Source organism: Neomesorhizobium albiziae (assembly GCF_900114255.1).
GTDB lineage: Bacteria > Pseudomonadota > Alphaproteobacteria > Rhizobiales > Rhizobiaceae > Neomesorhizobium > Neomesorhizobium albiziae.
The window spans coordinates 1-10,592 of record NZ_FOSL01000061.1 but is presented as its reverse complement, the minus strand read 5'-3'; the positions used below and the strand labels follow the sequence as shown (position 1 = coordinate 10,592).

Below are 10,592 nucleotides of genomic sequence, written 5' to 3'. Positions count from 1 at the left end.
TTCTTGGTATCGACGGAGATGGCGGGTTGTCCGCCATTCTGGAACTGTTTGATCTTGTTGTTGATGTGTTCAAACTGCCGATCGCGGTCAGGATGCCAAGCACCCTCTCGCGTCTTCCTGTTGCCCTGAAGGCTGAAGCCAAGCCGGCGCAGCAACCGACCGACCAGCTTCTGGCTGGCGGTGAAACCGCGTTCAGCCAGCGCGCCGGCGAGGTGGCGCTGGCTCCTGCTGACCCACCGCAGCGCTGCCTCAGGATCGCCGCGGATCGCCGACTGCACCAACTCTTCCAGAGCTTCCAGAAGCCCGGGTTCAGTCTCGGTCTTCGGCTTGCGACCGCCGCCCGGGCTGCGAATGCGGCGGGTCGGTTGGGCATTCCCGCTCCGCAACTCCACAAGACCGCGCCCGATCGTGCTGCGCGCCACCCCCGTCGCTTGCGACACGGCCGTGATACCGCCCCATCCCGCCGTCAGCGCTTCATTCGCGGCAAACAGCCGCCGCGCACGCTCGTCGAGATAGGGCGCCAGCCTCTTAAAGCGCGCCTTGATGGCATCCGCATCGATCATCCAGATTGGCCCGAGATCATCGCACCACCGAATCAGATCACAGCCAACGCGTCCAGCCCTCTCCGCGCAACCACCAGCACGGGCTGCCCAAACAGCCCCGCCACATCACACCATGCCGACCCTGATTCGGTTATCTCGCGTCAGACCCTTAGTTTGTGAGGGGATCTATCTGGGGAACACGGGAAAAGGTCATTCGGCGGCGACAGCCACGCCGAGCACCGCATGGCGGTTGGGCGGCACCGGAATTCCAAGGTTTCCCCGGAACGTCTCAGCCTCATACTCGGTGCGGTAGATGCCGCGCGTCTGCAGGATCGGGACGACGGTCTCGACGAAGACTTCGAGTTCTTTCGGCAGCGACACGTTGACGACGAACCCGTCCGAGCCACGTTCTTCCAGCCAGCGCTGGAACGCGTCGGCGACCTGTTCCGCTGTGCCGACGAACTGTGTCCTTGGCGTCGCAAAGTGCAGCGCCACCTGGCGGGGTTCTGTCGCAAACTTTTCGAAAAGGTCATTTGCTGCATGACGCTTGCTCTTTTTTCCGGGAGTTTGTCATGTTCAAAGGCCGCCATTTTGATCGATCCGTGATCCTGCTGTGCGTTCGCTGGTATCTGGCCTACAATCTCAGCCTGCGCGATCTGGAAGAGATGATGGCCGAGCGCGGCATTCACGTCGACCACTCCACTGTGCACCGCTGGGTCGTGCATTTTTCGCCGCTGCTGCTTGAACGCTTCAACCGGAGAAAACGTCCGGTCACGGGCAAGTGGCACGTTGATGAAACTTATGTCCGGGTGCGCGGTCGCTGGATGTATCTCTACCGCGCCGTCGACAGCGTGGGCGACACGGTCGAGTTCTTCTTCAGCGAGAACCGTGACCTGCCGGCGGCCAAACGCTTCTTACGGAAGGCCCTGCAGCGCCATGGCAGGCCGGAACGCATCGTCATCGACGGCAGCCAGACCAATCACGAGGCCATCCGATATTGCGATCTTGAAAATCGCCTGCGGGATCGATCGCGACGAGCACTGAAGCCGATCAGAATCCGCAAGAGCCAGTATTTAAACAACCGCATCGAACAGGATCATAGGCGGATCAAGTGTCGCGTCCGGTCCATGCTCAGCTTCAAGTCAACGACAACCGCCGAAATTATCCTCTCGGGCATCGAGATGGTTCATATGATGCGCAAGCGACAGGCGAGGTTTGCCTACGATCCGACGCCCTCCATTGCCAAGCAGTTCGAAATCCTCGCCGCATGAGCGCCGCCTAACGCTCAACCTGCCTTTGCCACCTCAGCTGGAGTTTGCGACGGAACCGTGCCGGAAGCACCGGAGACATGTGATATCTCGGCAGCGGGCAGAGCGGCTTCTCTGTCGCTGCACAGGAAAGCGTAGAGTTCCTTCACGCAAATGCGGGCGTCCTTCTTGTCTTTTTGAAAGGGCGGGACGAGGGGCAACCTGATATCGGCCTTTTGGTAGAACGGACTGCGCTCTTCGTACAGCTGGTCAACCTTCTGCTCGATGTCGGCGCCTTGCAGCAGCGGCCGGCTGGTGTCCTTCTTGAGGCGCCTGCGGAGCTCTTTCAGCTCGGTGTCGAGCCAGATCGACACCGCCTTATTAAGGATCAGGGCTTGATTGGACTCCTTGCCAAAGCAGCCGCCGCCGGTTGCGATGACGATGAGCCCCCTCTCCAACTGCTTGGCGAGCTCTTTGGTCTCCAGGTCCCTGAAGTGCGCCTCGCCGCGGCCAGGGTCGGCGAACATCTCCATCAGATTGCCGTGCTCGGCGACGATACGCTTATCGATGTCGACAAACTCCACCCCCAACTCCTTGGCAAGCTGCGCGCCGATGGTCGACTTGCCGCTCGCCGGCATGCCGACGAGCACGACCGGCCGCGTACCGAGGGCCGCGCGGATCTCGCCGGCTTGCGGCGAGCGAGCGACCGCAATCTGTTGTCTTGCGACGGTGAGCGACCTGGAGGCCCCTGCCGCCCTCGACCTGCTTTCTCCTGACGAGCCCCAGTGTAATATCTCCCAGGCACCATGGGGAATGGGGACCAGCTCGCATTCGCTCTGCGCGCGCTGCGCGAGCTCGGCCCGGTAACTGGCCGGCGTATGGAACTCGACCTCGAAGCGATAGTTCTGCGCGGTTCTGAACGCCGTGTGAACGCCGCGTAACCGCGGCGTGTCCATCCTGGTGAACCAGTTGGTGGTCTCGACCTCGCTGCAGTCCCGCTCCTCGAAGGCCAGTACCGCCTTCCTGAAGGCGCGCGTAAAAGCCTCGTCCGGGATCTCGAAGACATGGCGCACGGCATTGGTGACCAGTTGGGCCTCCGGCGCCGCGCTCACGCTCTGGCCGGTCAACTCGTCGGCTATCCAGACCTGCCCGCGCGACCGTTGGTCAAGATGCGGCACCTTCACCTCGATGCCGTCATGCCGCAAAAGCTCGGCAACCGCGTGCACAGTTTCGGTAATCGCGCTTTCTTGCGCATCGGCGGGGGCGGCTTCGAGCCTGGCGTGCTCCAGGGCCTGTTCGCTGCTCAGCGTTATCCTGCTGGCGGGGTCCTCGTCAGCCGAGATTGCTAAGGCACTGGGCAGGATGCGCTTTTCGACGGCGAGTCTGATCGAGGCCTCCATGACCGAGGCCGCCAGCGTGGGGTTGTCCTTCAGATCCGCCAGGCTGCCATCGACGTCGAACCGGCCCTGGTGGAGCTTTGCCGCCTGCGCCTTGACATAGGGCGCCGGCTTGAAGCCCGGCCTCTGCTCCAAGAGCCGCTGCAATCCGGTGGTTTTTTGCATGAACATCCGCGCACCGGTATCGGACTTGTAGGCGTCCGTGCCGACCTTGATGCCGACGCTCAACAGATTGATGGCGCTTTCATGCAGATCGTCCGGGTTGTAGCCGTCGGGCCGCGGATCAATGCGCGGCTGGTAGTGATTGAGCAGGAAGTCGATGCGCTTCCTGGCGTCAGCGATTGCCGGATAGGATTCGCTGAGTTTCGGGAAGAGCGCGCCGGCGTCGGCGCTGACGGCAGGCTTCGCGCCGGTTGAGGCCACGGATCGCGCTAACTGCTGCTTGACGTCCGACTGCTCATGAGCCGGCTCGCTATTGAGCTGCAGGTTCCAGTCCTGGAGCTCGGCCACTAGCAACGCGGCCAGTTCGCGGGCCACGGGATGCCTGGCGGCCTTGCTGTCTTCCCCCGCCCTGGCGATGAGCTCATGGAGGGTCTGGCCATCCGGCCGATCTTCCTGCAACAGTGCGCGGATGTCGGCCTTGAGCTCATGATGAATGCCCTCGTAGGTGCCGAAGATGGCACGCTCGGCAAACCAGCGTTGCGCCTCCAGCGGCTGCGCCAGCACGTTGCGCTGCAGGCAGCTGTAGGTCTCCAGCACCAGCCCGGTGGCCGACAGGATCTGCTTGGACCGGCTGAACTGGTAGCCGCCTTTCTCAATGGCCGGCGTGTGCGACTTCGGCGGCTTCATCGAGGCGATGCCGCGCGCCTGCAGCTGCGCGTCGAACTGGCGCACATGCTCGTAAAGGCGAGGCTGGTCGCCGATGATGACGACGGTGTCGCCGTCAAAATCGCCGTCGAGCTTTTTTTGTTCGGCGCTCGGAACCGCAACCAAAGAGCCGGGCGCGAACACCTCCGTCGCCTGCAGGATGCCGACGCACTCGAGCGCGGTGTCGGCCTTGACCCGGTCCTTTTCCTCCAGCCAGCGCGAATGGCACTTTACGTCCTCGGCAGACATCACCACCCCGCGCTCGGCGAAGTCCGCCGGCCACATTTCGTCGGGCACAACGATCAAGATGCCTTTGGCAAAGAAGGTCGGATCGTCGGCGGCAAGCCCAGCCCCCGACCTGTGCGCGACGTTGAAGCTGTATTGGAAGGCCACGCACCGATCCAGGAACGCCGCGGTCCGATCGCCATCGCGCGCCGACCTGACCCGGTCGGCGGCGAACGGGCGCAGGTTGGGCTTGTCATAGGGGGAGCGTCCGACAAGCACGCCAGCGTCACGGGTCAAGGTCTTGCTCTTGCCCGTCGGCACATGCAGGCATTCGTCGCTGGACGGCACGGCGATAGCGCTCGAACCCTCGATATGCCCGCCCGTGACCGTCCGGAACAGCTCCTCGGCGGTGAGGCTTTGATGGGTTTCGAGCCAAGCCAGAGCCTTCTCGCGGGTCTCCTGTGCCACCTCGACGCTGCGCGGATAATGTTGCAGCGCCGAGGGCGGTACCGCCGATTGCCTTTTATCGGCATAAGCAGGCATCCGCTCGGGAGCGTCGTGGCGAGCCCGGGCAATGGCCGGCATGCGCTCGGCCAGTGAGGCCCTGATGAAGCCGCAGCCGTCATGCGGCCGCAAGGCGATCTCGCCGTCTCGCCCCTCGAACCGGAAGGGATGCACTGCGCCTGCGGGGCGGTCGGGCAGAAGGGACAGCTTGAAGCACCCTTCCAGCGCATAATCATGCGGGCCAACGTCGGGGATGCCCGGCGGCGCGGCAAATCCGCGGCGCTGGGTATAGTAATAGGCTTCCTTGAACGGCGCCCAGGCCCGCGACAGCTGCTCAAAGGCCGTACCCGGAGCCGTCTCGGCATAGGGGATCGCCAAAAGCTTGCCGCTTGGGGCCTCTTCGGCCGCGAAGGGCAGTTGACAGGCAAGCTGGTTCAGGCTCTTTTGCGGCGGCTTCAGTTTGCTGCCGCCGAACAGGTCCATGCGGTAGGGCACGCCCTCCACGGTGAACGTGCGTGTCAGCATGGCGCCAGTCGGAGTTCCCTTTAGCTGCACCGCCACCACCTTCACCGCGCCCGACGTCAAGCGGTGGAAAATGGAATAGCGCAACTCGGCTTCGCTGGCCAGCGGCCGGCCTTGCATGTCGACCACCGGCAGCCGCATCAGTCCGGCATCGCCTTGCGGCGGTCTCGGCTCGTGGTCCATGGCCTGAAGGACCCGATGGACATCGAAGCTGGCGGCTGCATGCTGGGCCTGGATCATCGATGCGTTCTGCGCCATGAAGGTGTCGAGCGCTTCGAGCGGCTCCTTCGCCTCGATCTCGGCGATCACGCTCCAGCTCATGTAGGAAAGGTCGGCGTAGATGAGGGCGCGAGCACTGTCCAGGATCTGCCTGGTCTTGCCGTGCAGCTCTTCCTGCCTGGCCTGCAAGGCGAGCTCGTCGCCGTCGATATAGGGCCGCCGGTAGAGCGTCTCCAGCACCGCCCGGGTCTTGAGCACCTGATAGATCGAAAGCGCCGGGCAGCGGCTTGCATTGGCGCCGCTGGTGTGCTCGGCCTGGCCTGGTTTGAGATGGGCATCGATCTTGTGTTCCACCACCGGCTGGATGGCGTTGAGCAGGTTCAGCGCCGACCTGCGGTGCCAGCGCAACACCGGCTTCGGGCTGCGAGCTAGTGGCAGCAGGGAGGCGCAAAGATTGCCCATCGTCTCGAGGTTGTTGTCGAGCTTAAACCCGGGAGCGGCACGTAACACCTCGAGCCTGTGCAGCCCCGGCTGTGCCAGCGCACCGAGATCGTCCAACAACTGCGCCTTGCCCAACGCCTTGAATATACTCGCGATGGCATGGACATCGGCCTGCTGCAGCCAATCCTCGGCATATTGGAGGTAGTGCGCCAGCTGATGCAGCCGGTCCTTCAGCAAGGCGGGTTCGGCGACCTCGCCGGCGGTCTCTCCCCCCTCGATACCCCGCGACAGACCGTTGGCGATCCTGACTAGCGCAGGCGTGCTGAAAGTACTGAAGCGACGGCCCTTGGAACCGAGCTCGCCGGCGATGGCAACGATCGCCTTGCGTGCTTGTTCTTCTTCCGGCCACTTGCCGAAACCGTTCACCAGATTGGCCAATTCTTGATCCGAGAATCCGTCGAGATTGCCGTCGCGGGCAACCACCGCGCCGGCGATGGCAAGCGTCGCTTCGCGCGTCTTCTGCTGGTCCGACATTGCGTCGGAGATGCGGTGCGGGCCTCCTTCGCTATCAGGACGCCCTGCTTGTCCGACCAACTCTCCGGTGCTGCCCGTATTCCCTCTCCGATGCCAAAACGGCGTCGGCAAATCTCGCACCCAGGTTGAGTCCAACGACACCGAATCGACAAATGGCGGATAGGCCGGTATCGGCGAGAAGTTCGACGTATTCCAGCTATCGGCGGGAGGCTGGCCCGCTTGATCCCCTCCATGCCAAAACGGCGTTGGCAAATCTCGCACCCAGGTTGAGTCCGGCGACGCCGGGTCGACAAATTGTGTTGAGGGCCCCGGTCGATCCGCCGCATGCTCTTCAACGCTCTGGTGCTCAGCAGGCTCGGCCTGCGATGCCTGCTGCATGTACCATCTATTCCAAGAGTCGGCGTCCGGTAAAAAGCCGCTGCCATGAATATTCACATTACTCTCCCTCGATCAGACAGACATTCTCTAGCCTCGGCAGCCAATGCTGAGCCATTCCCTTGCCTCGAATAAAAGGCGGCCGCCCCTCCTGGGCCGCGACATGCATGGCTGAGAGTGGACTCCTGAGAGATCGGCAGCATTCACCGCTACACTGAAAGTTCACTACAGAAAAATAGGCATTCATTATGGTTCCGTCGCAAACTCCAGCTGAGGTGGCAAAGGCAGGTTGAGCGTTAGGCGGCGCTCATGCGGCGAGGATTTCGAACTGCTTGGCAATGGAGGGCGTCGGATCGTAGGCAAACCTCGCCTGTCGCTTGCGCATCATATGAACCATCTCGATGCCCGAGAGGATAATTTCGGCGGTTGTCGTTGACTTGAAGCTGAGCATGGACCGGACGCGACACTTGATCCGCCTATGATCCTGTTCGATGCGGCATGACAATGCCGACCACTGCAGGCGCGCCGGGATCGTCTCGGTGGCGGCAAGTGCGGTATGGTCAATCAAGATCAATGGCACGCCGAACACCGTCACGGGCCCCGACCTGTCAACGCCTATGCGCGAGACAAACTTCCTTGTTCGTCGCGCCTCGGCCTCCTTGCTGGTTTCGTTGCGCTCGACGCCACGCGGAACATGCCGCAGCCATTCGGCCGCCTTCTCCACGACGCGCCTGCAGTGGTCGGCATTGTCATGCCGCAGCGAACGGATCGCCTTGACGGCGGATTGCCGGGCTGCCGCCTGGGCGTAGGTGAACAAGGGGATCGCCGACAAGATCTCGTCGACCAAGGGTTCCGCCAGACCGACGAGGTCCAACTGGTGGGCGGCAGGGATATTCTGGGTCTGTAGCCACGCCGCCAGCACTGCGGTTGCGTAGCATGGCATCAACGCAGAGCGGGCCACCATGATTGACACAGCCGCACGCAGGATCTCGGCACGTTCATCAAGGCCGGCAATGGCATCGAGCCACTTGTCCAGCGCCGTCTGCTGATCGCCCGGCGCGATCTCGTCCAAATGGCCGAGCAGCGCCAGGCCCAGAGCGTGGCTGACGATCACGGACGTCGCCTCGAATCCAGACGGCTTTGCCGCAACGAAGCTGCCGTCGACGAGGTCGCTGATGCGCGAGAAGACGTCGCGGGGCGCCAGATCCCGGCTTGCTGCGCTTTCGGCAAGGTCCCGGTAGGTGAAGCTGGCACCGTCGCTAAGGACCCGTTTGGCCAAAAGATGCAGCCATTCGCGCCATTCCCGTTCGCTGAAGGCGCGGCCGTTCTGGCAGCCAAGCGTGTCTTTGCCGTATTCCCAAAGCAACCGGTTGGTGGTTATCGCGCCAGCCTCCACCAGGCGTTCGCGAAACTTCACCACTAGCGCGAACAGCCGAGGCAGCCTGGCGAGCGGAACAAGATCGGGGTGGAGCTTGTCCCGCTCGATATTCTCCAACGCCAGCTTGGCATCGAGCTCGGGCAGGTCGTAAAGGTCAACCTCGACCGGCACCGCGCGGGCGACAAGGGTGGTCAGCGAGTTCAACTTCTCGGAAAAATGGAAGGACCGGGTCGAAGCTATGACCCGGACCCTGCCGGTAAACGCACCGTCCTGCAAAATCCTGAACAGCGACAGCTAGGGTACGGAAGAATCCTGGTTTAGGCCGTCGAGCATCAGAACCAGGACAGGGCCTTCCGCTCCTGGCCTGTTGAGAAGCCGGCCGAGCCGCAATTGCCAGTGATTGGCATCCCTCGCGCCGGTCATTTCAAACAGCTTCTCGCCGAGGAACCGCTGAACGTCTACGGCGTTGCCGAGTGCGCGGCCGGCAAGTGCCGACGCGGGGACGACAATCGGGATCGGCAGAAGGTCGGATTTGCTGATCATCCAGTCCAGGCAAGCCCAGGTCTTGCCCACTCCGTCGAGGCCTATGACGGCAGCGGGTGCGTCGGGGGCCGCCGAGTTCCACCAACGGTCGAGCTCGTCCTTGACGCTTGTCCGAGGGATGAAGTCGCGACGACTGCCGCCGGCAGCATCTTGCCCAAGCTTGGCGACGGCTGTGCGCGATTCCCGCCAGATCGCATTGAGCTCGTCCAACGCGCTCGCGCGCAGCCTGTCGAAGCCCAGCTGCCAGGCGGCGCATTCGCGGCGGAGCCGCTCGAGCGAGCTCGCGGCAGGGGGCACCAGGAGCCGGGCAAGTTCAGCGGCCTCCTTGTTCGCCATCACCTCCACGACGTCCGGATCGACCGTACAGAGCGCGACCAAGCTCCATACGTCGCCGTCGCCCTTGCAATCGATGACGAGGACGGGGACGCCGAGCTGGCTGCCTTTAACGAGAAGCTGGTTCTCAACTTGCTCCGGGACGTCCGTGGTCGCTGCCAGGAACCATGCTTCCATCGCCGGGTCGTGCTGTACCGCCTGATCGATTTCGCCAAGGAGCTCCCTCGGACTCAAAGACGTTCCGTCGGCGTAGCGTTTGGCTTCGACACGGAAACGGCGACCTTCGCGGCCCCCCGAACCAGAATCGCCGCCAAACTGGAAGCCCGACCTGGCGACGGCGATCCCAACGTCGAGCAGACGGCTGATAAGGGCGGCGACGAGGCGCTCAAACGCGCCGGGTCGCAGATCCTCCTGCAGTATCAGTTTCAGCCGTTGCTGTTGAAGGCTTTGCGTTGGGCTAAGGGCTCGGCGCGGAACAAACGCTTCATGTGATGACCGGTAAGCGGGAGGAATTTGGATCGACGCGCCGCGATTGATGGCGTCAGAAGCCGCGGCCGCGCTGCCGCTTGAGTTTTTTGATGCGCCGGCGTTGGTAGGTATCGATGTCGCGGAACAGCGGAAAGCGGCGATCGAAGAGGAGGTGGGTGATGGAGACGATATGGACAGCCGCCGCGTCGTCACCGCCGATGTCGAGGCAACAGGCAACGCCGCCCTCGTCGCCGAGATTCAGCACGTCGACCACCTGACACCTTGCGGGAATTGGGATCTCGGGCGATTTTGCTGCGAGGCTACGCTGAAGATCTTTGGTGATGGCTGCGTCGATCGGTAACAAATCCTTCAGCTTGGAGATGAGGAGATCGGTTTTCTCAGGATCATCGATCATCTTGTGCTCTTGATTGTAAGATGGGCGGTTGCTGTCTTTGAGGTCCATGGGCTGAGGAGAACCCTAGATCGCGCGGTTTGCGCTGGGAGCCGAAGATCCATGGTCAATCGATGTGCATGGCAGTGGTGAGATCGTATAGTTCCACTCGCCGTGAAAGTCGTCGCGGGCAAGGTTGATGGCGGCCATTTCGGCGTCGGAGACCTTGATCGCTTTGGGATACGCGTTTTCGTCGAGGCAGCATTGCACATCGAGGCCTTTGTCCGTCGTCGTCGCTCCGATCAGTTGGACGATGACCTCGTGGCTGATCAGCGGCTTGCCGCGCCAGTTCTGCGTGATGAAGGCAAAGAGGCGATGCTCGATACGGTTCCACTTGCTCGTACCGGGTGGGTGGTGGGCGACAGTAATGGCCAATCCGGTTTCGTTGGCGAAGGTCTGAAGTTCGCGCTTCCACAAGCGCACGCGCGCGCCATTGCTGCCACCGCAATCGGCGGTGATGAGGAGGCTGGTCGCGCTGAGATAGCGGGTCTTCCCCAAGGCATGCCACCAGCGCCGGATGCTCTCGACGGCGAAGGCTCCGGTGTC

At 62.7% G+C, this 10,592-nt stretch carries 8 protein-coding genes and 1 pseudogene; 2 read left to right on the top strand and 7 right to left on the bottom strand.

What is annotated here, in order from left to right; translation table 11 throughout:
• On the bottom strand, window positions 1-563 hold a 563-nt coding region (locus F3H98_RS30285; RefSeq protein ID WP_425294897.1), incomplete at its 3' end, for an ISAzo13-like element transposase-related protein.
• Between the two features lie 189 nt (window positions 564-752).
• A complete protein-coding gene (locus tag F3H98_RS30280; RefSeq protein ID WP_188130652.1) occupies window positions 753-1,037 on the bottom strand; it encodes a hypothetical protein in 285 nt (94 codons plus the stop codon).
• Between the two features lie 77 nt (window positions 1,038-1,114).
• Here F3H98_RS30280 and F3H98_RS30275 point away from each other — a divergent pair, with 77 nt between their 5' ends.
• On the top strand, window positions 1,115-1,813 hold the full coding sequence (locus tag F3H98_RS30275; protein WP_149764646.1) for an IS6 family transposase: 699 nt from the start codon (window positions 1,115-1,117) through the stop codon (window positions 1,811-1,813).
• A gap of 14 nt (window positions 1,814-1,827) precedes the next feature.
• Here F3H98_RS30275 and F3H98_RS30270 read toward each other — a convergent pair whose 3' ends face one another.
• The 3 genes and pseudogenes from F3H98_RS30270 to F3H98_RS30260 all read right to left on the bottom strand — a co-directional run bounded on the left by F3H98_RS30270 (window position 1,828) and on the right by F3H98_RS30260 (window position 9,304).
• Window positions 1,828-6,876 carry a shikimate kinase gene (locus F3H98_RS30270; RefSeq protein WP_244622015.1) on the bottom strand — a complete coding sequence of 1,683 codons (5,049 nt, stop codon included), beginning with the start codon at window positions 6,874-6,876 and terminating at the stop codon, window positions 1,828-1,830.
• Between the two features lie 304 nt (window positions 6,877-7,180).
• Window positions 7,181-7,378, bottom strand: a pseudogene (locus F3H98_RS30265) (DDE-type integrase/transposase/recombinase); the annotation flags it as partial.
• A 1,167-nt stretch (window positions 7,379-8,545) separates the two neighbouring features.
• Window positions 8,546-9,304 (bottom strand): hypothetical protein, encoded by a 759-nt coding sequence (locus F3H98_RS30260; protein WP_149764643.1) that lies wholly within the window; start codon window positions 9,302-9,304, stop codon window positions 8,546-8,548.
• Between the two features lie 9 nt (window positions 9,305-9,313).
• Here F3H98_RS30260 and F3H98_RS30255 point away from each other — a divergent pair, with 9 nt between their 5' ends.
• A complete protein-coding gene (locus tag F3H98_RS30255; protein ID WP_149764641.1) occupies window positions 9,314-9,619 on the top strand; it encodes a hypothetical protein in 306 nt (101 codons plus the stop codon).
• A gap of 49 nt (window positions 9,620-9,668) precedes the next feature.
• On the opposite strand, the gene F3H98_RS30250 is transcribed toward F3H98_RS30255, so the two are convergent.
• Window positions 9,669-10,058 carry a hypothetical protein gene (locus F3H98_RS30250; RefSeq protein WP_149764180.1) on the bottom strand — a complete coding sequence of 130 codons (390 nt, stop codon included), beginning with the start codon at window positions 10,056-10,058 and terminating at the stop codon, window positions 9,669-9,671.
• Window positions 10,059-10,073: 15 nt separating this feature from the next.
• Window positions 10,074-10,592, bottom strand: a 519-nt coding sequence (locus F3H98_RS30245) for an ISAzo13 family transposase (RefSeq protein ID WP_149764178.1), incomplete at its 5' end; no start/stop codon positions are given.

What these genes read in the sequence shown, in the direction of transcription:
- F3H98_RS30250 (WP_149764180.1), bottom strand. Translation starts at nt 10,058, where the DNA reads ATGGACCTCAAAGACAGCAACCGCCCATCTTACAATCAAGAGCACAAG.
- F3H98_RS30260 (WP_149764643.1), bottom strand. Translation starts at nt 9,304, where the DNA reads ATGGAAGCATGGTTCCTGGCAGCGACCACGGACGTCCCGGAGCAAGTT.
- F3H98_RS30270 (WP_244622015.1), bottom strand. Translation starts at nt 6,876, where the DNA reads ATGCAGCAGGCATCGCAGGCCGAGCCTGCTGAGCACCAGAGCGTTGAA.
- F3H98_RS30275 (WP_149764646.1), top strand. Translation starts at nt 1,115, where the DNA reads ATGTTCAAAGGCCGCCATTTTGATCGATCCGTGATCCTGCTGTGCGTT.